This window comes from Microbispora triticiradicis (genome assembly GCF_005864065.1).
Lineage (GTDB): Bacteria > Actinomycetota > Actinomycetes > Streptosporangiales > Streptosporangiaceae > Microbispora > Microbispora triticiradicis.
Map to the genome: position 1 here is coordinate 371,843 of NZ_VANP01000005.1, position 25,447 is coordinate 397,289.

Here is a 25,447-nt window from a genome sequence, read left to right on the forward strand (position 1 = left end):
ACGGACGGATCATGACGATCCGGGTGTTGCTGGTCGACGACCAGCCGCTGCTGCGCACCGGATTCCGGTTCATCCTCGAAGCGGAGGCCGACGTCACCGTCGTGGGCGAGGCCGGCGACGGCGCGACGGCGATGGAGCAGTCCCGCGCCCTGCTGCCCGACGTGGTGCTCATGGACGTCCGCATGCCCGGCACCGACGGCATCGAGGCCACCCGCCGCATCGTTCGGGAGGCCGCGCCCACCGCCCACGTGCCGAAGGTGCTCGTGCTGACCACGTTCGACCTGGACGAGTACATCGTCGAGGCGCTGCGCGCGGGCGCGAGCGGGTTCCTGCTCAAGGACGTGCCCCCGGACGACCTGGTGCAGGCGATCCGGGTGGTGGCCGCCGGCGACGCCATCGTGGCGCCGAGCGTCACCCGGCGGCTGCTGGACCGGTTCGCCGCCCGACTGCCCTCCGCGCACCAGCAGGCCACCCCCGCGCGGCTCGACCGGCTCACCGAACGCGAGCTGGAGGTCCTGCGCCTCATCGCCAAGGGCATGTCGAACGCGGAGATCGCCGCCACGCTGGTGGTCAGCGAGACGACCGTCAAGACGCACGTGGGGAACGTGCTGACCAAGCTCGGCCTGCGTGACCGGGTGCAGGCGGTCGTGCTCGCCTACGAGACCGGGCTGATCGTCCCCGGCGCCTTCTCCTGAGCCTCAGCGCGGGCGGGCGCACGCTCCTCCTCGGGGAGTAGCGAAGCCCGCCGGATCCTCCTGTGGGCGCAGGCGCGGGCCGTACGCGCGGCCGATGCCCGGCCGGGCCCGCCCCGGGTACCGTCGGAGACAGGGCGTGGCCGTGGGGGCGCGGAACACGCCCCGCCGGTACGGCTCCCGGGGACCGTCTTGGGGGAAGGACGGAGGGAGCCGTACCGGCGGAGGACGCCGCGCGCCGGTCACTCAGGCGAGGGCGCCGCCCTCGGGGGCGGGGGCGGCCTCGGCCGGGACAGCGCCCGTGGAGGCCGTGCCTCCCAGGACGCCTTCCAGGGAGCCGGCGACGTTCTCGGGGAAGTGGCAGGCCACCTGGTGGCCGGGGGCGAGCGTCTCCAGCGGCGGCTCGACCGTCCGGCAGACCTCCTGCGCCTTCCAGCAGCGGGTGTGGAACCGGCAGGCGGGCGGCGGGTTCAGCGGCGAGGGCACGTCGCCCTGCAGCCGGATCCGCTCCCGGCCCGCGCGCCGCTTCGGGTCCGGGATCGGGACCGCCGACAGCAGCGCGTTGGTGTACGGATGCATGGGCGATTCGTACAGGCCCTTGCGGTCGGCGATCTCGACGATCTTGCCGAGGTACATCACCGCGACGCGGTCGCTGATGTGCCGCACCACCGACAGGTCGTGCGCGATCACGACGTAGGTCAGGTCGAGCTCCCCCTGCAGGTCTTCCAGCAGGTTGACGACCTGTGCCTGGATCGACACGTCGAGCGCGGAGACCGGCTCGTCCGCGATGATCAGCTTGGGCTTCAGCGCGAGCGTCCTGGCGATCCCGATGCGCTGCCGCTGACCGCCGGAGAACTCGTGCGGATAGCGGTTGTAGTGCTCGGGGTTCAGGCCGACGAGCTCCAGGATCTCCTGGACCGCCTTCTTCGTGCCCTGCTCGGTCTTGATCCCCTGGATCCGGAACGGCGCGCCGACGATGGCGCCGACCGTGTGGCGGGGGTTGAGCGAGCTGTAGGGGTCCTGGAAGATCATCTGCACGTCCCGGCGGAGCGGGCGCAGCCGCCCCTGGGACATGTGCGTGACGTCGTGTCCCGCGAAGACGATCTTCCCGCCGGTGGGCTCGATCAGCCTCGTGATGAGGCGTCCGGTGGTGGTCTTGCCGCATCCCGACTCGCCGACCAGGCCGAGGGTCTCCCCCTTCCTGACGTCGAAGCTGATGCCGTCGACGGCCCTGACCGCGCCGACCTGCCGCTGGAGCAGGCCCTTGGTGACCGGGAAGTGCTTCTCCAGCCCCTGTACGGACAGCAAGGGCTCCTCGTTCACGAAGCCTCCAGGTTGGGCTTGACTTCTTTCTGCCAGATGGCGCGCCTGCGCTCGGCCGGCAGGTGGCAGCGCACCAGGTGGCCGCCCTCGCTCTCCAGCAGCTCGGGAACCTCCACCTTGGCCAGGCCGCCCGTACGCTCCTCGAACACGCAGCGCGGGTGGAACGCGCAACCGGACGGCACGTTGATCAGCGACGGCGGCGAGCCCTTGATCGGCAGCAGCCGCTCGGTCGGCTCGCGGTCCAGCCGCGGCATCGAACCGAGCAGGCCCCACGTGTAGGGGTGCTCGGGCCGCTCGAAGATGTCCTCGGAGGTGCCGTACTCCACGCACTTGCCGCCGTACATCACGAGGATGTCGTCGGACAGCTCGGCGACCACGCCGAGGTCGTGGGTGATGATGATCAGCGCGGCGTCGAAGTCGCGCTGCAGGTCGCGCATCAGGTCGAGGATCTGCGCCTGCACGGTCACGTCGAGCGCGGTCGTCGGCTCGTCGGCGATCAGCAGCTCGGGGTCGCAGCTCAGCGCCATCGCGATCATCGCGCGCTGCCGCATGCCGCCGGAGAACTCGTGGGGGTAGCTGTCCACCCGCCGGTCCGGCTGCGGGATGCCCACCCGGCCCAGCATGTCGACCGCGTGCTTGCGCGCGACCTTCTTGCTGACGTCGTTGTGGATGCGGTAGGCCTCGATGATCTGGTCGCCGACCGTGTAGAACGGGTGCATCGCCGACAGCGGGTCCTGGAAGATCATCGCCATCTTCTTGCCGCGGAGCCTCCGCACGTGCTCCTGGCTCGCGCCGACGAGCTCCTCGCCGTCCAGCCAGATCTCGCCCGAGATGCGGGCCCGGCCGCCCTTGTGCAGGCCGAGGATGCCGAGGCTGGTGACGCTCTTGCCCGACCCGGACTCTCCGACGATGCCGAGGGTCCTGCCCCGCTCCAGCGAGAACGACAGCCCGTCGACCGACCTGACCAGGCCGTCGTCGGTCGGGAAGTGGATCCGCAGGTCCTTCAGTTCCAGGAAGCTCATCCCAGCCTCACCCTCGGGTCCACGACGGCGTACAGGAGGTCGACGATCAGGTTGGCGAGCACCACGAACAGGGTGACCAGCAGCACGACACCCATGATCTTGGGCAGGTCGTTTGACTGGATCGCCTGGACGGCGTACTTGCCGAGCCCGGGGAGGGAGAACGTGCTCTCGGTCAGCACCGCGCCGCCGAGCAGCAGCCCGAGGTCCAGGCCGAAGATCGTCAGGATGGGGGTGAGCGCGCCGCGCAGGCCGTGCTTCACGATGACCTTCGACTCCGGCAGGCCCTTCGCGCGGGCCGTGCGGATGTAGTCCTCCCCCATCGTCTCCAGCATGCCCGCCCGGGTCAGCCGGGCGTAGCTCGCCGCGTAGAGGAAGGCCAGCGTGATCCACGGCAGGATGAGGTCGTACGCCCACTCGCCGGGGTTCTCGGTGATGGCCGTGTAGCTGCCGCCCGGCGCCGTGATGCCGAACCGGTAGCTGAAGAAAACCAGGCAGATGATGCCGGTGAAGAAGATCGGCAGGGAGACCCCGGCCAGGGCCACGCCCATCGCGGCCCGGTCGAAGAAGCTGCCCCTGCGCAGCGCGGACACCACGCCCGTGGCGACGCCCGCGATCAGCCAGATGATCGACGCTCCGATGGCCAGCGACACGGTGACGGGCAGCCGGTCCAGCAGTTCGGGCCACACGGGCGTCTTGGTGATGAACGAGTAGCCGAGGCAGGGAGCCGGGCAGTGCTCGACGCTCGCCCCGGTGTCGTATTCGGCACCCAGGACGATTCCCTTGATCCATCTGCCGTACTGCACCACCAGCGGATCGTTGAAACCGAGCTTGTCCGCGATGGCCGCCACCGTCTCCGCCGAGGCGCCCTTGCTGCCGACGTAGCGGCTCGCGAAGTCGATCGTCGTGACGCCCGCCAGACGCGGGATCACGAAGAAGATGGAGAAGGTGACGATGCTCACCACGACGAGCATCAGCACCGCGGCGATGAGCCGCCGGATGATATATGAGACCACTGTTCCCCCGGCTCCGGGAGTCCGGCCGGTCGCCCGGCCGGACCCCCTTGCGCCTTGCCTCGTCGCCTAACGGTTACTCGACACCCATGTTGAGGTAGTCGTACATGTCCCAGGCGCCCGAGACGAACACGTTCGTCAGGCCCTTGCCCCGCAGAAGCAGGCCCTTCGACCACACCTCCGGCAGGACGTAGGCGCCCTCCATGACCTTCTGGTCGATCTGGCCCCAGATCGCGTCGCTCTTGCTCTTGTCCTGCTCGCTGTTCGCCTGGTCGATGAGGCTGTCGATCTCGTCGCTGCGCACGCTCAGGTTGTAGTTGCCCGCCGCGCGGACGACCCGGCTGTCGACGATCTGCGACATGAAGCCGAAGCCCGTGTTCCAGTCGGCCGACCAGCCGTTGGTGGCGAGGCCGATGTTGTTGGCCTTGGTGTAGGCCGGCTTGCCGGCGTAGCTGGAGAAGTACTCGCTGGTGGGGAAGCCCTTCAGGGTCAGCTTGATGCCGACCTTGGCGAGCGCCTGCTGCAGCGACTCGGCCGCCGCCTGCTCCTTCGGACGGTCCGAGCGGAACGTCATCACGGTCTCGAAGCCCTCGGGCTTGCCGCAGGCCTGCAGCGCCGCCTTGGCCTTCTCGACGTCGCCCGTGGCGGTCGGGTACAGGTCGAGCTTCTTCCAGCCGCCGATCGACGGCGGCATCAGGCCGGTCGCGATCTCGCCGGCGAGCTGGCCGCCGTAGGCGTTCTGCAGACCGACCCGGTCGGCGCCGTAGATGATCGCCTTGCGGCAGTCGACGTTGTCCAGCGGCGGGTTGTCACCGAGGATCGAGATGTACCAGGTCCGGGAGCCGGTCGGGTTGTCGGTCCGGTTCTTGAGCTGCGGGTCGGCCTGGATCGTGCCGACCGCCGCGGCCTGGACGCCGGTGCCGGCCAGGTCGACGTGCAGGTCGCCGGCGACGATCCGGTTGTCCAGGTCGTTCGCCTCGACGCCGAGCGAGACCTCGTAGCGGTCCGGCAGCGCCTTGCGGATCGGGTCGGTGGCCTGGTCCCAGTTCGGGTTGCGGACGAGGGTGTACTGCTTGCCCTCCTCGACCTTCTCGAACATGTACGGGCCCGACGCGACCGGGTGCTGGCGGTACTTGATGCCGGTGTCCTTGTCCTTGGGCACCGGCACGGTGGCGGGCAGCGCGGCGAAGTTGTCGAAGCCGGAGAAGGCCTTCTTGAGGTGGAAGACGATCGTCTGGTCGTCCGGCGTCTCGATGGCGGAGTCGGTATTGACGTCCGGCGTCTTGTAGACGCTCTTGAAGTCCTTCGGCAGGTCCAGCCAGTCGTTGAAGTACGTCGGGCCGTTGACGAAGGTGTCCTTGTCGAGCTGGCGCAGCACGGCGTACTTCACGTCCTTGGACGTGATGGGGGTGCCGTCCTCGAACTTGACGCCCTGCCGGAGCTTGTAGGTCCAGGTCTTGCCGTCGTCGGACGACTTGCCGAGGCTCTCCGCCAGGTCGGGGACCAGCTCGCGGCCGCCCTGCCCGGGGGCCGGCTTGTACGTCACCAGCGGGCGGCCGTAGATGCGCGAGAAGTTCCACGACAGGCCGTAGTAGGTGTCACCGGGGTCGATGGAGTCCCACGCCTCGGTGATGGCCATCTTGAGCGTTCCCCCCTTCTTGTCGGAGGGGTTCACCACACTTTCCAGACCGGCGTTGGCCTGCGCCTCCTGGCTGCCCGCCGCCGAACCGGAGTCGTTCTTGGTCTCTCCGCCGCCGCCACCGCCGCACGCGGAAAGGCCCAGGGAGAGAGCGACACCCGCGGCCAGGAAGGCCGGTGTGGCGTATCTCTTCTTCATGTGTATTGCACCCCTTGTAGGTAGGAGCCGGGGAACCGGAGGGATCAGCGGGACGACTTGGGATCGAGCGCGTCGCGGAGACCGTCGCCGAAGAGGTTGAAGGCGAGCACCGTGATGAAGATCGCCATGCCGGGGAAGAACATGAAGTGCGGGACCGTGTAGTACTTCACGGCCGCCGACAGCATGCCGCCCCAGGTCGCGGTGGGCGGCTGGATGCCCACGCCGAGGAACGACAGCGCCGCCTCGAACAGCACGTTCGTCGGGATCAGCAGCGTCGCGTAGATGAGGATCGGCGCGATCAGATTCGGAAGAACCTCGCGGAAGAGGATATAGGGCCCACGCGCCCCCAGGCTTCGCGCGGCGTCCACGAACTCGCGCTCGCGCAGCGACAGCGTCTGGCCCCGGATGATCCGCCCGATGTACGGCCAGTTGAAGAAGCCGATGACGAAGATCAGCAGCAGGATGCGGAGCGTGTCGCCCTTCACCGCGAGCTGGGTCTCGAACTGGCCGAGCACGCCGACCAGCGAGAGCGCGAAGACCAGGAGGGGGAAGGCGAGGAAGATGTCCATCGCCCGGCTGATCAGGGTGTCCACCCATCCGCCGAAGTAGCCGGCCACGATCCCCATGACCGTCCCGATCACGACCGACAGGAGCGTGGCGAAGAAGGCCACGAGCAGCGAGATCCGGGCGCCGTAGACGACGCGGCTGAACAGGTCGCGCCCGTTGACCGGCTCGACGCCGAACAGGAAGTCCTTGCCGATGCCGCTGCCGCCCTTGGGCTGCATGGTCAGGGTGTCGATCATCTCCTGGTGGAACTCGTTCGGCGGATGGCCGAACCAGCCCACGAGCAGCGGCGCGAAGATCGCGACCAGGATCAGGAGGACAACGACGAGGCCGCCGGTGATGGCCACCTTGTCGCGCTTGAGCCGCATCCAGGCGATCTGGCCGAGCGAGCGGCCCTGGATGGGGGCGCCGCCGGCCTTGGCGACGGCCTCCGGCTCCGCGCGCATCTCCTCACCGGAGACGTCGAGAGGGGCGCTCACCGGGCCCCTCCGGTGGCCGCTGTACTGCGGGCGGCGCACTCAGAAGAGCCGGAGTACGGCACTGAGGCGGAGGAGCGAAGTTCGCTCATGACCTTGCTTCGCGCGGCCATTTGGTGTACGGCCCCCTGGGTCCCAGACGACATTGTCCAGCGAGGCCCGCTGTCGACGGCGCCCCGCAAACGGACAATGTATGCGTTGAGCTGGGATGACCAGTCCCCAGAGCAGGCCTGTGGCCCAACTGTGATTTACCAGAAACTCATTCGTGTTGATCTTGAAAGGATTGTCGGAGTCCCGTTTCGATTGTGTCGTGGAACTGTAACATTGCACCCACGGGTAACTTGGTCCCACGATGTGGGATGTTCAGCCGATCCCGCGCCGCTTCAGGATGTCCTCGATCTCGGAGAAATCGTCCGCCGCGGGCTGTTCGACCTGACGTGGTGCCGCCTTCGCGGTTTGCACCTTCTTGGGCGTTTCAGCCTTCGGTGCGGCCGGTGTCGTCTCGGCGGGACCGGGGCGGGGCGTACGGGCCCGGGAGAGCGACCGGCCGCGCATCGCGCCGGACACGACGAACAGCACCGCCGACAGGCCCGCCACGGCCACGCCGGCCCACGCGAGCGGCGACAGCACCAGGCCGGTCACGAAGCTCACGGCGGCCGTGCCGATGTTCCACAGCGTGGCCTGCGCGCCGGTGAGATAGGCGGCCAGCGGCAGCAGGGACCACGCGGCGGCCCGCAGACCCGCGGCCGCTCCCCTGCGGCGGAAGGCCAGATAGGTGAGCACGAGGCCCACCGCGGTCAGGCCGCCGCACACCGGCAGCCAGGCGATGTCGTTGTAAGTCATGGCGGGGCCCCTTCGTCACGTACCTCCATCCTGGCATCCGTGACGCGATCATGCGGGGCCCGCGCCACCCCGATTCAGCGGACGAGTGCCCGGAGAAAATCCACGTCCACGTCGAGCAGCGACGGCATGACGACCCGCCCGGGCGCCTGCGCGATCGGCAGCACGCCCGGCACGGCGACGACCCGGCAGCCCGCCGCCGTCGCCGACGCCACGCCGTTCGGCGAGTCCTCCAGCGCGACGCACCGCCCCGGGTCGACCGACAGCAGGCCCGCCGCCGTGAGGTACGGCTCCGGGTGGGGCTTGGTGCAGGTGACGTCGTCGGCCGTCACGATCACTTCGAAGTGCTCCCGGCCCACGGCCTTCAGCACGGCGTCGGCGATGATCCGCAGCGACGACGTGACGAGCGCGGTGCGCACCCCGTGGTCGGCGAGCCCGCGCAGCAGGTCCAGGGCGCCCGGCATCGGCGTCACGTCGGCCGACAGCCTGCTCTCCATACCGTCGATCAGCCACTGCCCCACCAGCATGGGATCGACGTCCGCCCGCGTCAGCTCCAGCATGTACCTGACGGTGCGGTCCCAGGAGCCGCCCACGAGCTGCTCCTGGTGCTCCGGGCCCCAGGTGCCGCCGAGGCGGGTGACCACCTCGGTCTCGACCTCGAACCACACCCCTTCGGTGTCGACGAGCAGTCCGTCCATGTCGAACAGCACGGCGTCCACGTGGCCCCTTTCCCCCGGTCACCCCCCCGATGAGGGGGGACTGACATGGTACGGGGGCCGCGTGGGCGCGACGACGGCCGGTCGGACGTTGCGGCACCCGTCCGGGCGCCCGGTCAGACGTTGAAGTACTTCGCCTCGGGGTGGTGGACGACCAGGGCTGAGGTGGCCTGCTCCGGGTGGAGCTGGAACTCCTCCGACAGCGTCACGCCGATACGCGCGGGGTCGAGCAGCTCCATGACCTGCACCTGGTCCTCCAGGTTGGGGCAGGCCGGGTAGCCGAAGGAGTAGCGGCAGCCGGTGATGTTCACCTTGAGCATGTCGGCCAGCGACTCGTCGCCGCCGATGCCCAGCTCCGACCGCACCCGCGCGTGCCAGTATTCGGCCAGCGCCTCGGTGAGCTGCACCGACAGGCCGTGGAGCTCCAGGTATTCGCGGTAGGCGTCCTTCGCGAACAGCTCGGCCGCGGCCGCGCTGACGCGGTTGCCCATCGTGACGACCTGGAGGCCGACGACGTCCACCTCCCCCGACTCGCGGGAGCGGAAGAAGTCGGCCAGGCACAGGTGGCGGTCGCGGCGCTGACGCGGGAAGGTGAAGCGGGTGCGCTCCTTGCCGTCCTCGTCGAGGATGATCAGGTTGTCGCCCTCGCTCACACAGGGGAAGTAGCCGTAGGCGACCGCCGCCTCCAGCAGGTTCTCCGTCTGCAGGCGCTCCAGCCACATCCGCAGCCGGGGCCGGCCCTCCGTCTCGACCAGTTCCTCGTACGACGGGCCGTCGCCGCCCCTGGCGGCCTTCAGGCCCCACTGGCCCATGAACGTCGCCCGCTCGTCGAGGAACGCGGCGTAGTCGGCCAGCGGGATGCCCTTCACCACCCGGTCGCCGAGGAACGGCGGGACAGGCACGGGAACGTCCGCCGCGACGTCGGAGCGGGCCGGGACGTCCTCCTCCGCGGTCCGCGTCAGCACCGCCCCGGTCTTCACCCGGCGCGCGCGCAGCGGCGGCAGCGACGCGCCGTCCTCCCCGCGCTTGACCGCCATGAAGGCGTCCATCAGGCGCAGGCCCTCGAACGCGTCGCGGGCGTAGCGGACCTCGCCCCGGTACACGTCGGCCAGGTCCTGCTCGACGTACGCCCTGGTCAGCGCGGCGCCGCCGAGGAGCACCGGGAACTTGCCGGCAAGACCCCGGGAGTTCAGCTCCTCGAGGTTCTCCTTCATCACGACGGTGGACTTCACCAGCAGCCCGGACATGCCGATCACGTCGGCCCGGTGCTCCTCGGCGGCCTCCAGGATCGCCGACACCGGCTGCTTGATACCGAGGTTCACCACGTCGTAGCCGTTGTTGGACAGGATGATGTCGACGAGGTTCTTGCCGATGTCGTGCACGTCGCCCTTCACCGTGGCGAGCACGATGCGGCCCTTGGTGCTGCCCTCGACCTTCTCCATGTGCGGTTCGAGGTAGGCCACGGCCGTCTTCATCACCTCGGCCGACTGGAGCACGAACGGAAGCTGCATCTCGCCGGAGCCGAACAGCTCGCCGACGACCTTCATGCCGTCGAGCAGCACGTCGTTGATGATCTCCAGTGCGGGCCGCTGGGCGAGGGCCTCGTCGAGGTCGGCCTCCAGGCCCTTGCGCTCGCCGTCGACGATGCGCCGCTTGAGCCGCTCCCACAGCGGCAGCCCGGCCAGCTCGGCCGCCTTCCCGGCCTTCACCGACGCCGCGTCCACGCCCTCGTACAGCTCCATGAACCGCTGCAGCGGGTCGTAGCCCTCGCGCCTGCGGTCGTACACCAGGTCGAGCGCGACCTGGCGCTGCTCGTCCGGGATCCGGTTCATGGGCAGGATCTTGGAGGCGTGCACGATCGCGGAGTCGAGCCCCGCGTTGACGCACTCGTTCAGGAACACCGAGTTCAGCACGATGCGCGCGGCCGGGTTGAGACCGAACGACACGTTGGAGACGCCGAGCGTGGTCTGCACGGTCGGATAACGGCGCTTGAGCTCGCGGATCGCCTCGATCGTCTCGATGCCGTCGCGCCGGGTCTCCTCCTGGCCGGTGGCGATCGGGAACGTCAGGCAGTCGACGATGATGTCCTCGACCCGCATGCCCCAGTTGTGCACCAGGTCCTCGATGAGGCGGGCGGCGATCCGCACCTTCCACTCGGCGGTGCGGGCCTGGCCCTCCTCGTCGATGGTCAGCGCGACCACGGCCGCGCCGTGCTCCCGCACCAGGCGCATGACCTTCTGGAACCGCGAGTCGGGGCCGTCGCCGTCCTCGTAGTTCACCGAGTTGATCACGGCCCGGCCGCCGAGCATCTCCAGGCCCGCCTCCAGCACGGCCGGCTCGGTCGAGTCGAGCACGATCGGCAGCGTCGAGGCGGTGGCGAAGCGGAACGCCAGTTCCTTCATGTCGGCGACGCCGTCGCGGCCGACGTAGTCGACGCACAGGTCCAGCAGGTGCGCGCCGTCGCGGGCCTGCGCCCGGGCGATCTCGACGCACTCCTCGTAGTTGCCCGCCAGCATCGCCTCGCGGAACGCCTTGGAGCCGTTGGCGTTGGTCCGCTCGCCGATGGCCAGATACGACGTGTCCTGCCGGAACGGCACGTGCTGGTACAGCGAGGCCGCGCCGGCCTCGGGACGGGGGCGCCGCTCGCCGCGGGCGCGCCCGCCGACCCGCTCGACCACCTGGCGCAGGTGCTCGGGGGTCGTGCCGCAGCAGCCGCCCACGAGGGCGAGCCCGTAGTCGCGGGTGAAGTTCTCGTGCGCGTCCGCCAGCTCGCCCGGGCTCAGCGGGTAGTAGGCGCCGTCGGACGTGAGCTGCGGCAGCCCGGCGTTGGGCATGCACGACAGCGGCACGCGGGCGTGCCTGGCCAGGTAGCGCAGGTGCTCGCTCATCTCGGCGGGGCCGGTGGCGCAGTTGAGCCCGATCAGGTCGACGCCGAGCGGCTCGATCGCGGTCAGCGCGGCGCCGATCTCGGAGCCGAGCAGCATCGCGCCGTTGGTCTCGATGGTGACCTGGGTGATGATCGGAACGTCCCGCCCGGCGGCCTCGACGGCCCGCTTCGCGCCGACGACGGCCGCCCGGACCTGGAGCAGGTCCTGGCAGGTCTCGATGATCAGGGCGTCGGCCCCGCCGGCGATCAGGCCGGCGGCGTTGTCCCGGTAGGCGTCGCGCAGCGTCTCGTACGGCAGATGGCCGAGCGTGGGGAGTTTCGTGCCGGGACCCATCGAGCCGAGGACGAACCGGGGCCGGTCCGGCGTCGACCAGTGGTCGGCCCGCTCCCTGGCGAGGCGCGCGCCGGCCTCGGACAGTTCGAAGATGCGGTCTTCGATGCCGTACTCGCCAAGAGCCGCACGGTTGGCGTTGAAGGTGTTGGTCTCGACGCAGTCGACCCCCACCTCTAGGTAGGCGTCGTGGACGGCCCGCACGATGTCGGGACGGCTCACGTTGAGCACGTCGTTGCAGCCCTCGTGGCCCTGGAAGTCGTCAAGGGTGGGGTCGTAGGACTGCAGCATCGTCCCCATGGCCCCGTCGGCGATCAGAACTCGCTCGGACAGCACGGTACGGAAGGACGGTCTGCTGGTCATGGAGCAAGACTATCGGCCCGCCGGGCGGATCACCGATTCCGCGCACCGAAAGGGGAGGACCGGTGGAGGAGGGGCGGGCCTTTCCGCACCCTCTGACATCGCCGCAGGTCGGGGCCGCGCCACGGGCGGGTGTGCCCGGCGAAGGTGACGGGCGGGGCCCCTCACCGAATAGTCTTGGAGTGAGCCATACTGCATAGGGCCAGTGAGGGAGGCGGCGCGTGATCGAGTTCGAAGGGCTCCCCGAGCTCGTCGACCCGGTGCTGATCGCCGCGTTCGAGGGGTGGAACGACGCCGGCGAGGCGTCCAGCGGCGTGCTCGCGCACCTCGAGGCCGAGTGGAAGGCCACGCCACTCGTGGAGCTGGACCCCGAGGACTACTACGACTTCCAGGTGACGCGGCCGGTGATCGAGCTCGGCGACGGCCTCACCCGCTCCGTCGTCTGGCCGACCACCCGGCTGCTGCTGGCCCGCCCGCCGGGCGCCAAGCGCGACGTGGTGCTGCTGCGCGGCATCGAGCCCAACATGCGGTGGCGCTCGTTCTGCGCGGAGCTCGTGGGGCTCTGCCACGACCTCGGGGTCGAGCTGGCGATCCTGCTCGGCGCGCTGCTCAACGACTCGCCGCACACCCGCCCGGTGCCGATCACCGGCTCGGTCAGCGACCTCGGCCTGGCCCGCGCGCTGAACCTGGAGCTGAACAAGTACGAGGGCCCGACCGGAATCGTCGGCGTGCTCCAGCACACCCTGGGCACGGCCGGGCTGGAGACCGTGTCCCTGTGGGCGTCGGTCCCCCACTACGTCGCCCAGCCGCCCAACCCCAAGGCGACGCTGGCGCTGCTGCGCCGCATCGAGGACATGCTCGACATCCCCATGCCGTACGGCGACCTGGCCGAGGAGGCGCGGGCCTGGGAGCACGGCGTGGACGAGCTCGCCGCGCAGGACACCGAGGTCGCCGAGTACGTCAAGGAGCTGGAGGAGCGCAAGGACGCCGCCGAGCTCCCCGAGGCCAGCGGGGACGCGATCGCCGCCGAGTTCGAGCGCTACCTGCGCCGCCGCGACCGCGGCACCGACCGCTGATCCGGCGGCGTCAGGCGCCCGCGTCGAGAGCGGCGGGGCCGTTCTCCGCCGTCAGGGGACGTCCGGCCCGGCGCCCCGCCAGAACGGGTCCCTGCCGATGAATCCCAGCAGCCTGGTCTGGGCGTCCGCGTCGCCGGGCACCTCGACCCGCGCGCCGAACTGGCCGGAGGAGCGCATGACCTCCTCCATCCCCTCCATCCCGGCGAGGAGCAGGGCGCAGAAGCCGGGGTCCAGCCGGTCGTCCTGGCCCGTGGCCCTGGAGAGATCCCAGGTGTGCATGAACACGTCAGCGGTGTAGAACCGGTCGATCGCGGCGCCGAGAGGCAGGCTGCCGACGTGGGGGTTGGCGAGTTCCCGGTGCGCCGTCTCCGGATCGTCCAGCACCGCCTGCACACCGTCGCAGTGCACCTGCCACGCGGCGACCGGGTCCTCGTCCACGGACGGCCCGTGGGGCAGTTCGACGCCGGCGCCCGAGGCGAGAAACCCGGGGAGCCATCCGGTCAGGTGCCGCACGACGTCGCGGGCGGCCCAGCCGGCGACCGGGGACGGCGCGTCCCAGGACCGGGCGCCGCGGACCCGGTCGGTGAACAGCCCGGCGATCTGGCGGTGCCGCTCGGCGGGGCGGTCAGACAGCGTCATCGGCGAGCATCCTGTCCAGCTTCGCGTACCCGTCGTCGACACCGACCTCCATGCCGCTGCGCAGCCACGCGTCGCGGCTCTCGAAGCTTTCGGTCAGCGACTGCGTCCGCAGCCGCGTGCGGCCGTCGCCCAGGTCCTCGAACCACAGCGTCTCCAGCGCGACCCCGTCGGGATCGCCCTCGAACGTGAAGGTCTGCACGATACGGTCCGGCCGTACCTCGTGGAAGCAGCCGCGGAAGACGTACTCCGTGCCGTCGTGCGCCGAGACGTACCGCCAGCTCCCGCCGGTACGCGCGTCCCAGTGCTCGATCCGGGTGACGGTGGTGTCGGGCCCCACCCACCGGGCGAACAACACGGGATCGGTGTGCGCGCGGAACAGCCGCTCGGGCGTCGCCGCGAAGTCACGAGTCATCCGGATCACCGGCACACTCGCGTCGGCCTCGATGATCGTCTCCGTGATCCTGTCCATTCTCGTCTCCGTCCATCTCCGCCAGAACCGCGTCGAGGCGGCGGTAGCGCCGCTCGACGCGCTCCCGGTGGCGCTCGATCCAGATGCCCATCAGTTCGAAGGCGTGGGCCTCCAGGCGTACCGGCCGGGGTTGCGGCCCGCGCGGACGGCTGACGAGCCCGGCGTCCTCCAGCACCCGCAGGTGCTTGTAGACGGCCTGCAGCGTCATCCCGTACGGCTCGGCCAGGCGGCTCACGGTCGCGTCGCCCTCCGAGAGCCGGGCGACCATGTCGCGCCGGGTCGGATCCGCGAGGGCCGCGAAGACCCGGGACAGCGCGTCCGTAGCCATCACCCTCTTTCAACCCGCTGGTTGAAAGAACCTTAGGCCACGCAGGGGACGTCCGTCAACCATACGGTTGAAAGACCAGCTCATACCGCACGCCAGCCAAGCCGCCCGCGATCGGGAAGTACTCCTGATCCCACGGCCGCTCCGACCGCAATTGAGGACCCACACAACGGAAAGTAATTGAACCGTCGCCTTATGCACACGAAATCCAATTCGTGCATGGCATAATCCAGCATGCGATGCTGGCCGCACTGAGAAAGCCGTGACCGAGTACAACGGCCCCTGGCCCACGGACGACATCGAGCTCAGCCTGGACGACGAGTCGGACGTCGACCTCCAGGCCGAGGAGGTCTACGGCCGGCGAGGCAACCGGATCGACCAGGCGTACGTGGACGCCGCGGTGGAGCATGTGCGGCGTACGGTGGGTCGCCCGTCTCTCACGGCCCCTGGAACGCGTTCGCCGCAGGTGACGTTCCGTCTCAGTCCCGAGGAGAAGGCCGCCGCCAGAGAGCTGGCAGAACGGGAGGGAAAGACCGTGTCTCAACTGGCCCGGGAGGCCTTCGCCCGCTACCTTCGCGACCACGCCGCCTGACGTACGCCCGGACCCTAGCCCGCGAGGGCGGGCAGGCCGGTGGGGTGGCGGCGGGCGAGGGCCTCGTCGAAGCGGGTCCAGACCAGGGCGGCGAGGTCGTCGTCCACGCCGAGGGGCGCGCTGACCAGGTCGGCCCCGGCGCCGGTCAGGCGGTCGTGGAAGAAGCCGGGCGCGAGCAGGTAGGACGCGACGGCGACCCGGGGCGCGAGGCCCGACCTGGCCCGTTCCATCGCCTCGGCGACCGTGGGGGTGCCGGACGAGGCGAAGGCGGCGGTGACGGGACGCGACAGCCGTACGGACAGCAGGCGCGCGGCGGCGCGGACGTCGTCCAGGGCGGCGGGGTCGGACGACCCGGCCGCGCCCAGGATGACGGCGTCGCAGGGCCGCAGGCCGGCGGCGGCCAGGCGCCGCGCCAGCACCGAGGTCAGCAGCGGGTGCGGGCCGAGCTGCCCGGCGACGACCGCGTCGGGCCGGGTGCGGGCGACGACGGCCGGCAGATCGATGTGGGCGTGGTATCCCCCGGCGAGGAGCATCGGGACCACGACGACCGGTCCCGGCGTCCCCGCCAGCACGTCGGCGAGCAGCGGCGAGCTGATCTCCAGGAACGCCAGCTCCACCCCCGCGCCGGGCCGGGCCCGGCGCACCCGCGCAGCGAGCGACTCCATCACCGACTCCCAGTGCCCGCTGCGCGCCCCGTGCGCCGCCATCACCAGGGTTGGGGTCTCCATCTCGCACTCCTCCGCCCCGAGGCCCCGAGAGCCTCCGTCGTCGTTCCCGCCACCGAGCCGCCTCATTTCGCGAGCCGCCTCACACGGGCCGTCGTCTCACCGCATGGGCGGCGTCACCGGTCGTCGCGGCCGCAGGCGAGGCGGTAGCCGCGCTTGACGACGGTCTCGACGATGCCGGAGGGGCCGAGCGCCCGGCGCAGCCGGGTGATCGCCATCTCGACGGCGTGCTCGGCCGAGTCGCGGGAGGGCCCGCCGGGCAGCACCACCCGCAGGTCGGCACGGCCCACCACGTGCCCGGGGCGCTCGGCGAGCCGCTTGAGCACGGCCATCGGGGCGGGCGGCAGCGGCTTGAGGTTGCCGTCGACCACCACGGCGTGGCCGCGGATCTCCAGCTCGTGGCCGCCGGCGACGAGCCGGGTGACCCCGCTCTCCGGCAGGTGCCGGGCGAGGGTCCGGGCGAGCGCGCCCAGGCGGGCCCGATCGGGCTGGACGGCCCGTACGCCCCGCTGGGTCAGCGGCCCGGCCGTGACCGGGCCGACGCAGGCCGCGACCACCCGGGTGTCGAACGCGGCGAGCAGGGCGTCCTCCAGCCCGTCGGCGCGGGCGGCGCCCAGCATGGCCAGCACGGCGGGCGCGCTGGTGAAGGCGACCGCGTCCACCGAGCCGGTGATGGCCTGGCTGATCAGGCGGCGCAGCGGTGAGGTGTCGCGGTAGGGCAGCCAGCGGTAGACGGGCACCTCGATGACGTCCGCCCCCGCCTCGCGCAGCGCGGCGACGAAGCCGTCCAGCGGCTCGCCGTGCAACTGCACGGCGATGCGGCGCCCCTGCAGGTCCTGCGCGAGCAGGTACTCCTTGACCTCCTCGCACGACTCGGTGCCCGGCGTCCAGTAGTCCGCCAGCCCGGCCGCCCGCACCGCTCCCCTCGCCTTGGGGCCGCGGGCCAGCAGCCGGGCGCCGGCCAGGTGGGCGTTGAGGTCGGTGGACAGCCCCCAGCCCTCCGCCGCCGCCATCCAGCCGCGGAACCCCACGCCCGTGGTGACGACCACGTCGTCGACCGGCGCCTCCAGGCAGGCCCTGGTCGCGGCGAGCAGTCCGGTGTCCTCCGCCAGCGGCACGATGCGGATCGCGGGCGCCCGCACCACCCGGGCGCCCCGCCGTTCCAGGAGCGCCGAGAGCTCCTCGCTGCGGCGGGTCGCCGTCACCCCGATCGTGAACCCGGCCAGCGCGTCCGGCGCCGTCTCCAGGGTCATCGGGGCCTCCTCAAGCAGCGTGGTCATACCACGCTCACCTCCACGGTTCCGTCCGTCACACGAATGGGATAGGTCGGCACGGCGACGCCCGGGTCGTCCACGCACACGCCGGTGACCAGTGAGAACACCTGCTTGTGCATGGGCGAGGCCACGGTCGGCTCGCCGCCCCTGGTGCCGACGATGCCCCGGCTCAGCACGTACGCCCCGCTGAAGGGGTCGAAGTTGCCCAGGGCGTACAGGGCTCCGTCGAACGTGCGGAACACCGCGACCTGCCGGGTGCCGACCAGCACGGCCGCGCCGCGCTCGGGGAGCAGGTCGGTGTAGGAGCAGACCGGGGTCCATCGGTCGGTACGGGTCGCCGTCTCGTTGAGGATGGTCATGAGCGCACTGCCTCCAGAGGAATCAGCACCGGTTTGATCTGGTCGCGTTCGGTCTCGAAGGAGATCGAGGGGTCGGGGATGCCCGGGGCGTTCACGAAGCTGACGAAGCGCCGCAGCTTGTCGGGGTCCTCGATGGCGGCGCGCCACTCGTCGACGTACGTGGCCACGTGCCGCTCCATCTGCGCGTCGAGGTCGGCGCAGATGCCGAGCGAGTCCTCCATGATCACCTCACGGAGGTAGCCGAGACCGCCGTCCAGGCCCTCCAGCCACGCGGCGGTGCGCTGCAGCCGGTCGGCGGTGCGGATGTAGAACATCAGGAACCGGTCGATGGTCCTGACCAGGTCGTCGGTCGACAGGTCGGCGGCCAGCAGGTCGGCGTGGCGGGGCTTGAAGCCGCCGTTGCCGCCGACGTACAGGTTCCAGCCCTGCTCGGTGGCGATGACGCCGAAGTCCTTCGACCTGGCCTCGGCGCACTCGCGGGCGCATCCGGAGACGGCCGACTTGAGCTTGTGCGGCGAGCGCAGCCCGCGGTAGCGCAGCTCCAGCGCGATGGCCAGGCCGACCGAGTCCTGCACGCCGTACCGGCACCAGGTGGACCCGACGCACGACTTCACCGTGCGCAGGGCCTTGCCGTACGCGTGCCCGGACTCGAAGCCGGCTTCCACGAGACGGCGCCAGATGGCGGGCAGCTGCTCGACCCGGGCCCCGAGCAGGTCGATGCGCTGCCCGCCGGTGATCTTCGTGTAGAGCCCGAAGTCGCGGGCCACCTCGCCGATCACGATGAGCTTGTCCGGAGTGATCTCGCCGCCCGGGATGCGCGGGACCACCGAGTAGGTCCCGTTCTTCTGGATGTTGGCGAGGAAGTGGTCGTTGGTGTCCTGCAGCGTGGCCTGCTCGCCGTCGAGGATGTGGCCGCGGCCGAGGGACGCGAGGATCGAGGCGACCACCGGCTTGCAGATGTCGCAGCCGCGGCCCGTCCCGTGTTCGGCGATGAGCTGTGAGAACGTGGTGATCCCCCGCACGCTCACGATGTCGAACAGCTCGGCCCGGCTGTGGGTGAAGTGCTCGCACAGCGCCTTGCCGACGTCGACGCCCGACTTCACCAGGATCTGCTTGAGCATCGGCACGCAGCTGCCGCAGGTGGTGCCGGCCCGGGTGCAGTCCTTGATGCCCTGCACGTCGGTCAGGCCCTTGTCGGCGATGGCCGCGCAGATCCTCCCCTTGGTGACGTTGTTGCAGGAGCAGACCTGGGCGTCGTCCGGCAGGTCCGTCGACGTGGTGCCCGCGCCCGCGAACAGCAGGTCGCTCGGCGCGCCGGGCAGCGGCCTGCCGACGAAGGGCCGCAGCGCGTTGTACGGCCCGGCGTCGCCGACGCAGATGCCGCCGAGCAGGGTCGTGGCGTCGTCGCTGACGAACAGGCGCTTGTAGACGCCGGCGACCGGGTCCATGTAGGTGACGTCGAGCGCGCCCGACATGGCCCCGAACTGCGCCACCTCGACGCCGAGCAGCTTGAGCTTGGTGGACATGTCGGCGCCGGTGAAGGCGGCCGAGCCGAGCAGGATCCGGTCGGCGGCCACCTCGGCCTGGGCGAAGCACGGCGCGACCAGGCCGTAGACCATCCCGGCGGCCAGCGCGCACTCGCCGATCGCGTAGATGTGCTCGTCGGAGGTGCGCATGCCCTCGTCCACCACGATGCCGCCGCGCTCGCCGACCTCCAGGCCGCAGTCCCGCGCGAGCTCGTCGCGCGGCCGCACCCCGGCGGAGAAGACGACGACCTGGGCGTCGACGGCCTCGCCGTCCGGCCTGACCAGCGCGGCCACCCGGCCGTCCGGCCCGGCCTCGATCGACCGGACCCCGGCGCCGGTGTGGACGGTGAGCCCGAGCGCCTCGATGTGGTTACGCAGCACCGAGCCGCCGCCCTCGTCCACCTGGCGGGGCATCAGCCAGCCGCTCATCTCGACGACGTGCGTCTCCAGCCCGAGCCCGCGCAGGGCGTCGGCCGCCTCCAGGCCGAGCAGGCCGCCGCCGATGACCACGCCGGCGCGGGCGTCCCGCGACGCCTCCCTGATGGCGTCCAGGTCGTCGATGGTGCGGTAGACGAAGCAGCCCGGCAGGTCCCTGCCCGGCACCGGCGGCACGAACGGCGCCGACCCGGTGGCCAGCACCAGCACGTCGTACGGCTCGGAGTAGCCGGCGTCGGTGGCGACGGTGCGGGCGGCGCGGTCGACGCCGACCACCTTCACGCCGGTCCGCACGCTCACGCCGTCCGGCACCCGGTACGTGAGGTCGTCCACGCTCTTGCCGCTGAGATAGGAGGTGAGCGCGACCCGGTCGTAGGCCGGGCGGGGCTCCTCCCCGAACACCGTGATCGTCCCGTCGAAGCCCCGCTCCACGAGTGTCTCGATCAGGCGGTGTGCGGTCGGTCCGTGTCCCGCCACGACGATTCTCATGCGCTGACGTACCTTCATGCGCTCACGCCTTCCTGCTCACACAACCAGCCGACGATGCCCTCGACCGCGTCGCGGCAGCCGCCGCACCCGGTGGTGGCCCTCGTCGCGGCGGCTACGGCCTCCACGTCACGCGCGCCGGACTCCCAGCACGCCCTGATCTGGCCCTTCGTCACGTTGTTGCACTGGCAGACCCGGGCCGAGTCCGGCATCCGGGTCGGGTTGTCGGCCGTCGCCGCGGCGCCCACGCCGGGGAACAGCAGGCCGGTCCGGTCGCCCGGGAGCGGCCCACCCCGGTCGAACAGCTGGGTGAGCGTGCCCACGGCGGAGGTCTCGCCCAGCAGGATCGCGCCGACCAGCCGGCCGTCGCGGATGACGAGCTTGCGGTAGGTGCCCTTGTGCCGGTGGGAGAAGCGGACGATCTCCGCCTCCTCGTCGGTCAGGTGGGTCTCCCCCATCGCCGCGAGCTCGACGCTCTTGGCCTTCAGCCGGGTGACCAGCCGCGAGCCCCGGTAGCGGGCGCCCTTGTCGGCCCCGGTCAGCAGGTCGGCGAGCACCGACGCCTGCTCCCAGGCCGGCGCCACCAGGCCGTAGACCCGGCCCGCGTGCTGCGCGCACTCGCCGATGGCGAAGATCGACGGGTCGTCCGTGCGCAGCTCGTCGTCGACGACGACGCCGCGCTCGACCTCCAGCCCCGCGTCGCGGGCGAGGCCGACGACCGGGCGCACGCCGCAGGCGACCACCACCAGGTCGGCGTCGACCAGTTCCTCTCCCGCCAGCTCCACGTGCCGCTCCCGCACAGCGGTCACGGTGACGCCGGTGCGGATGGCGACGCCGAGCGAGCCGAGCGTCTCGCGGAGGATGAGCCCGGCCTCCGCGTCAAGCTGGCGCTCCATCAGGTGGTCGCGCACGTGCAGCAGCGTCACCGGGACACCCCGGCCGGCCAGCCCGCGCGCGGCCTCGATGCCGAGCAGCCCGCCGCCGATGACGACCGCGCTGCGCGCGCTCGTGGCGGCCTCCCTGATGCGGTCGCAGTCGTCCAGCGTGCGGAACGCGGTCGCCCGCTCCACGCCGGGGATCGCCGGGATCACCGGCTCGCTGCCCGTGGCCAGCACGAGCACGTCGTACGGCTCGCGCGTCCCGTCGGCCGCGACGACGGTCCGGGCGTCCCGGTCGATCGCGGTGACCTCGACGCCGAGGTGCGCGGTCACGTTGTGCTCGGCGTGCCAGCGGGGGCCGAGCAGCCGGACCTGGTCCGGCCGCGACGTGCCCGCCACCACGTTCGACAGCAGCACCCGGTTGTACGGCTGCCAGGCCTCGGCGCCGAACACGGTGATCTTGACGTCCCGGTCCCGGGCGCGCACCTCGCTCACGAGACGCGCGCCGGCCATGCCGTTCCCCACCACGACGAGCCTCACGCGTCACGCTCCATGTCCTCGCCGGTGCACCGTTCGAGAGCGGCGGCGCAGACCTTGAACTCCGGCATCCGCGACATCGGGTCGAGCGCCGGGTTGGTGAGCAGGTTGACGCCCTCCCAGTGGAACGGCATGAACACGGTGTCGGGCCGGATCGAGGCGTTGACGCGGGCCACCGCCTCGGCGGCGCCCCGGCGGCTGCGCACCCGCACGCGGTCGCCGGGCGCGACGTTCAGCCGTTCGGCGAGGTCGGGGTGCACCTCCACGAAGACCTCCGGCGCGACCTGGTTGAGCGACCGGATGCGGCGCGTCTGCGCCCCCGACTGGTAGTGGGCGAGCACCCGCCCGGAGGTCAGGTAGAGGGGAAACTCCTCGTCCACGTCCTCGGCGGGCGGGCGGTGGTCCACCGGCACCATGCGGGCCCGTCCGTCCGGGGTGGCGAAGCGGTCCAGGAAGGGCCGCGGCGTCCCCGGGTGGGGCCCGGCCTCGGGCGCGGTCTCGGTGGCTGGGCAGGGCCAGAACACGCCGGTCTCGGCCGCGATCCGCTCGTAGGTGATGCCGGAGTAGTCGGCGATACCTCCGGCGGAGGCCCGGCGCAGCTCGTCGAAGACCGTGCGCGGGTCGGCGGGGAACTTCTCGCCGCAGCCGAGCCGCTCGGCGAGCCCGCCGAGGATCCGCAGGTCGCTGCGCGCGCCCGGCGGCGGCGCCGCGGCCTGGCGGCGCAGCAGCACCCGGCCCTCCAGGTTGGTCATCGTGCCCGACTCCTCGGCCCACTGGGTCGTGGGGAGCACGACGTCGGCCATCGCCGCGGTCTCCGACAGCACGAAGTCGGCGACGACGAGCAGGTCCAGCGCGGCCAGCCGCTCCGTCACGTGCCCGGCACGCGGCGCGGAGACGACGGGGTTGGAGCCGAACAGCAGCAGCGCCCTCGGCCCCTCCGGAGTGCCGAGCGCGTCGAGCAGTTCGTACGCCGACCTGCCGGGTCCGGGCAGGTCGGCGGGGTCGACCCCCCACACGGCCGCGACGTGCGCCCGCGCCGCCGGGTCGTCGATCTTCCGGTAGCCGGGGAGCTGGTCGGCCTTCTGGCCGTGCTCCCGGCCGCCCTGGCCGTTGCCCTGACCGGTCACGCAGCCGTACCCGGAGCCCTCCCGGCCCGGCAGGCCGAGGGTGAGCGCCAGGTTGACGAACGCGGTGACGGTGTCGGTGCCCTTGGCGTGCTGTTCCGCGCCCCGGCCGGTCAGGATCATCGCGCGCCCGGCCTCGCCGAGGATGCGTACGGCCTCGCGCATCTGGGCGACGGGGACGCCGGTGACGCGCTCCACCCGCTCGGGCCACCAGGCCGACACGGAGGCGCGCACGGCCTCGAAGCCGGTGGTGCGCGCGGCGAGGTAGCCGAGGTCTGCGTGGCCCTCGGCGACCGCGATGTGCAGCAGGCCCAGCGCCAGCGCGAGGTCGGTGCCGGGGGTGGCCTGCAGGTGCAGGTCGGCCAGCCGGGCGGTCTGCGTGAGGCGGGGGTCGATCACGACGAGCCGGCCGCCCCGGGACCGCATCGCGGTCAGGTGCCGCACGAAGGGGGGCATGGTCTCGGCGACGTTCCCCCCGGCGAGCAGCACCGCGTCCGCCCGCCCGATGTCGGTGATGGGGAACGGCAGGCCGCGGTCCATCCCGAAGGCGCGGTTGACGGCGGCCGCCGCCGAGGACATGCAGAACCTGCCGTTGTAGTCGATCTGGCTGGTCCGCAGCGCCACCCGGGCGAACTTGCCGAGCTGGTAGGCCTTCTCGTTGGTCAGCCCGCCGCCGCCGAAGACCGCCACGGCGTCCGGCCCGTGCTCGGCCCGGATGGCCCGGAGGCGGCCGGCGGTGTAGTCGAGCGCCTCCTCCCAGGTCACCGGCTTCCCGTGGAGCAGCGGGGTGGTGATCCGTTCGGGTGAGGTCAGCAGTTCGGCCGCCGTCCAGCCCTTCTGGCACAGGCCGCCGGCGTTGGCCGGGATGTCCTCTCTCGGGGTGATCTCGCCGTTGGCGACGTACATGCCGCACTGCAGGGCGCAGTAGGGGCAGTGCGTGGCCGAGCCCACTGTGGTGTCCCCGTGGACCTGTGACATCACAGGACCTGGAGCGTGCAGTGAGATCGGCATGGATCCGATGGTGGGTACAGGCGGTTTCACCGCTGGGTCCCTTCTGTTACCGCTGTGCTACAAGGCGCCAACCGCGCTAACTTCGGCGATCGCGGCGTGGTGAGAGACCTCGTCGTCTCCGGAGCTCACTTGTGCTGTCGCCGCCGGTGAGACGTACGGCGGAAAAGAGCGGGCGCCGCACGGGCGCCCGCGGGGGTGGGGTCCGGACCCTGCTCAAACAGGCCCGCTCGGATCGGCCCGCTCGGACCGGCCGGCTCAGACGCGGGCCGCCGCCAGGCTGGGGGCCGCCTTCGCGCCGAGGGTCCGCATGTAGCAGAACCAGGTGACGGCGAAGCACAGGGCGTAGAAGGCGGCGAAGGCCGCCAGCGCCGCTCCCGCGCCGCCGGTGGCGGCGATGGAGCTGCCGAACCCGCGGTTGATGAAGAAGCCGCCGAACGCGCCGATCGCGGAGATGAAGCCGATGGCCGCCGACGCGTCGCGCTTGCCGGTGCGCAGCGCCTCCTCGAACTCGGGCGTGCCGGGCTCGACGCCCGCGACGGCCTTGGCGCGGAAGATGGCCGGGATCATCCGGTACGTGGAGCCGTTGCCGACGCCGGCGGTGCCGATCAGCAGCATGAAGGCCACGAAGAACAGCGCGAAGTTGTGGGCGGACATGGCCTGCCACACGAGGAGCACCGCGCCGATCATCGCGGCGAAGTTCCAGAACGTGACCGCGGCCCCGCCGAGGCGGTCCGACAGCCAGCCGCCGGCGGGCCGGATGACCGAGCCGATCAGCGGGCCGAGGAACGCCAGCGAGACCATCGAGGCGTGCTCGGCGAACTGCGACTTGATCAGCAGCGGGAAGGCCGTCGAGTAGCCGATGAACGAGCCGAACGTGCCGATGTAGAGGAGCGCCATGATCCACGTCTGGGCCCGGCCGGCCGCCTTGACCATCTCCCTCGGCTCGGCCTTGGCGGAGGTGAGGTTGTTCATGAAGAAGTACGCGCCGGCGGCGGCGAGCAGGATGAACGGCACCCAGAACAGTCCGGCGGCGGCGAGCCCGAAGCCCCCGATGACCAGCGGCATCAGCAGCTGCACCGAGCTGACGCCGATGTTGCCGCCCGCGGCGTTCAGGCCGAGGGCCGCACCCTGCCTGCTCTGCGGGTAGAAGTAGGTGATGTTGGCCATGCTGGAGGCGAAGTTGCCGCCGCCGAGCCCGGCCGTCGCCGCGATGGCGAGGAACGCCCAGTAGGGCGTGCCCGGGTCGTTCACCGCGACCGCCAGCAGCACCGCCGGCACCAGCAGCAGCAGCGCGCTGACCACCGTCCAGTTGCGCCCGCCGAACCGCGCGGGGGCGAAGGTGTAAGGGATGCGCAGCGCGGAGCCGACGAGGTTGGGCAGGGAGACGATCCAGAACAGCTGGTCGGTGGAGAACTTGTAGGCGCCGAGCTTGACGGCGACGATGCTCCAGACGGTCCACAGCGTGAAGCCCAGGTGCTCGGCCAGGATCGAGAACACCAGATTGCGCCGGGCCGTCTTCTTCCCGGTGCCCTCCCAGAACGCGGGATCGTCCGGTCGCCAGTCACCGATCCACCGGCCCTTCCCGGGCTCGCCGGTAGCCGTGTTCGCCGCCTGCGTCACGGTCATCGTTCCTCCTGCGTCTCGTGTCAGCTGGGGGCGTCTTTCTCAGCTGGGAACCGGTACCGACGCTAGGAAGGGGTCGTTACGCACCTTGACGATGTGTGATCGTGCGGTCGTTACATGTGCCGCACCCCGGAAACATGCAATCCACAGGCATAACGGACGCAACACCGCGTTAACAACCGGTCGCCCGCGCGGGAGTCCGCGTTAAGGCCGCGTGTCGCCGCCCGCACCCGTGCCGCCCGGCTCCGCGCGCGGGCCGGTCGCACGCCGTCACGAAGGTCAGCGCTCCCGCGACCGAGCACCTCGTGTG

The 25,447-nt window shown here is 71.2% G+C and carries 21 protein-coding genes; 3 read left to right on the top strand and 18 right to left on the bottom strand.

Translation table 11 applies throughout. From position 1 onward, the window contains the following. Positions 1-11 precede the first annotated feature (11 nt). Entirely contained in the window at positions 12-695 is a 684-nt protein-coding gene (locus tag FED44_RS15805) for a response regulator (protein WP_138461133.1), read from the top strand. Between the two features lie 243 nt (positions 696-938). Here the strand turns inward: FED44_RS15805 and FED44_RS15810 are convergent, their stop codons facing one another. From FED44_RS15810 to metH, 8 genes are all read right to left on the bottom strand, one after another. Beyond that, positions 939-2,015, bottom strand: a complete 1,077-nt coding sequence (locus FED44_RS15810; protein ID WP_187405988.1) for an ABC transporter ATP-binding protein — start codon at positions 2,013-2,015, stop codon at positions 939-941. After that, a complete protein-coding gene (locus FED44_RS15815; RefSeq protein ID WP_117410594.1) occupies positions 2,012-3,037 on the bottom strand; it encodes an ABC transporter ATP-binding protein in 1,026 nt (341 codons plus the stop codon). Before FED44_RS15815 ends, FED44_RS15810 begins: the two co-directional genes overlap by 4 nt. Further along, positions 3,034-4,050, bottom strand: coding sequence for an ABC transporter permease (locus tag FED44_RS15820; RefSeq protein ID WP_117410595.1), 1,017 nt, complete (start codon positions 4,048-4,050; stop codon positions 3,034-3,036). Before FED44_RS15820 ends, FED44_RS15815 begins: the two co-directional genes overlap by 4 nt. A gap of 73 nt (positions 4,051-4,123) precedes the next feature. Beyond that, entirely contained in the window at positions 4,124-5,884 is a 1,761-nt protein-coding gene (locus tag FED44_RS15825) for an ABC transporter substrate-binding protein (protein WP_117410596.1), read from the bottom strand. Positions 5,885-5,928: 44 nt separating this feature from the next. Continuing rightward, on the bottom strand, positions 5,929-6,927 hold the full coding sequence (locus FED44_RS15830) for an ABC transporter permease (protein ID WP_396698130.1): 999 nt from the start codon (positions 6,925-6,927) through the stop codon (positions 5,929-5,931). Between the two features lie 360 nt (positions 6,928-7,287). Next, entirely contained in the window at positions 7,288-7,767 is a 480-nt protein-coding gene (locus tag FED44_RS15835) for a cellulose synthase (protein WP_117410597.1), read from the bottom strand. A gap of 74 nt (positions 7,768-7,841) precedes the next feature. Next, positions 7,842-8,483 carry an HAD family hydrolase gene (locus FED44_RS15840; RefSeq protein WP_117410598.1) on the bottom strand — a complete coding sequence of 214 codons (642 nt, stop codon included), beginning with the start codon at positions 8,481-8,483 and terminating at the stop codon, positions 7,842-7,844. A 113-nt stretch (positions 8,484-8,596) separates the two neighbouring features. Beyond that, positions 8,597-12,061: a methionine synthase gene (metH, locus tag FED44_RS15845; RefSeq protein ID WP_138461134.1), complete on the bottom strand. Its 3,465-nt coding sequence runs from the start codon at positions 12,059-12,061 to the stop codon at positions 8,597-8,599. 218 nt (positions 12,062-12,279) lie between these two features. Here metH and FED44_RS15850 point away from each other — a divergent pair, with 218 nt between their 5' ends. Continuing rightward, the gene (locus FED44_RS15850; protein ID WP_117410600.1) at positions 12,280-13,134 is read left to right on the top strand and encodes a PAC2 family protein; all 855 of its coding nucleotides are present in this window, start codon (positions 12,280-12,282) and stop codon (positions 13,132-13,134) included. Between the two features lie 51 nt (positions 13,135-13,185). On the opposite strand, the gene FED44_RS15855 is transcribed toward FED44_RS15850, so the two are convergent. Genes FED44_RS15855 through FED44_RS15865 form a run of 3 tightly spaced genes read right to left on the bottom strand, consistent with a single transcriptional unit; the run spans position 13,186 to position 14,570 of the window. Then, complete coding sequence (locus tag FED44_RS15855) at positions 13,186-13,773, bottom strand: TIGR03086 family metal-binding protein (protein WP_138461135.1); 588 nt, start codon at positions 13,771-13,773, stop codon at positions 13,186-13,188. Continuing rightward, on the bottom strand, positions 13,760-14,242 hold the full coding sequence (locus tag FED44_RS15860) for an SRPBCC family protein (protein WP_117410602.1): 483 nt from the start codon (positions 14,240-14,242) through the stop codon (positions 13,760-13,762). The genes FED44_RS15855 and FED44_RS15860 overlap by 14 nt, the downstream gene beginning before the upstream one ends. Next, a complete protein-coding gene (locus tag FED44_RS15865; RefSeq protein ID WP_117410603.1) occupies positions 14,175-14,570 on the bottom strand; it encodes an ArsR/SmtB family transcription factor in 396 nt (131 codons plus the stop codon). Before FED44_RS15865 ends, FED44_RS15860 begins: the two co-directional genes overlap by 68 nt. Positions 14,571-14,829: 259 nt before the next feature. Between FED44_RS15865 and FED44_RS15870 the strand changes: the two genes are divergently transcribed. Continuing rightward, complete coding sequence (locus FED44_RS15870; RefSeq protein WP_167521487.1) at positions 14,830-15,159, top strand: plasmid mobilization protein; 330 nt, start codon at positions 14,830-14,832, stop codon at positions 15,157-15,159. A gap of 14 nt (positions 15,160-15,173) precedes the next feature. Here the strand turns inward: FED44_RS15870 and FED44_RS15875 are convergent, their stop codons facing one another. From FED44_RS15875 to FED44_RS15905, 7 genes are all read right to left on the bottom strand, one after another. Further along, complete coding sequence (locus FED44_RS15875; RefSeq protein ID WP_117410605.1) at positions 15,174-15,887, bottom strand: sirohydrochlorin chelatase; 714 nt, start codon at positions 15,885-15,887, stop codon at positions 15,174-15,176. Positions 15,888-16,000: 113 nt separating this feature from the next. Continuing rightward, the gene (locus tag FED44_RS15880) at positions 16,001-17,164 is read right to left on the bottom strand and encodes a uroporphyrinogen-III synthase (RefSeq protein ID WP_117410606.1); all 1,164 of its coding nucleotides are present in this window, start codon (positions 17,162-17,164) and stop codon (positions 16,001-16,003) included. Further along, a complete protein-coding gene (gene nirD / locus FED44_RS15885) occupies positions 17,161-17,517 on the bottom strand; it encodes a nitrite reductase small subunit NirD (RefSeq protein WP_117410607.1) in 357 nt (118 codons plus the stop codon). The genes FED44_RS15880 and nirD overlap by 4 nt, the downstream gene beginning before the upstream one ends. After that, entirely contained in the window at positions 17,514-19,967 is a 2,454-nt protein-coding gene (nirB, locus tag FED44_RS15890) for a nitrite reductase large subunit NirB (RefSeq protein WP_117410608.1), read from the bottom strand. The genes nirD and nirB overlap by 4 nt, the downstream gene beginning before the upstream one ends. Positions 19,968-19,981: 14 nt before the next feature. Continuing rightward, positions 19,982-21,382 carry an FAD-dependent oxidoreductase gene (locus FED44_RS15895; protein WP_138461137.1) on the bottom strand — a complete coding sequence of 467 codons (1,401 nt, stop codon included), beginning with the start codon at positions 21,380-21,382 and terminating at the stop codon, positions 19,982-19,984. Next, positions 21,379-23,481, bottom strand: coding sequence for a molybdopterin oxidoreductase family protein (locus tag FED44_RS15900; RefSeq protein ID WP_244301974.1), 2,103 nt, complete (start codon positions 23,479-23,481; stop codon positions 21,379-21,381). The genes FED44_RS15895 and FED44_RS15900 overlap by 4 nt, the downstream gene beginning before the upstream one ends. Before the next feature lie 288 nt (positions 23,482-23,769). Continuing rightward, positions 23,770-25,140, bottom strand: coding sequence for an MFS transporter (locus tag FED44_RS15905; protein WP_117410611.1), 1,371 nt, complete (start codon positions 25,138-25,140; stop codon positions 23,770-23,772). Positions 25,141-25,447 lie beyond the last annotated feature (307 nt).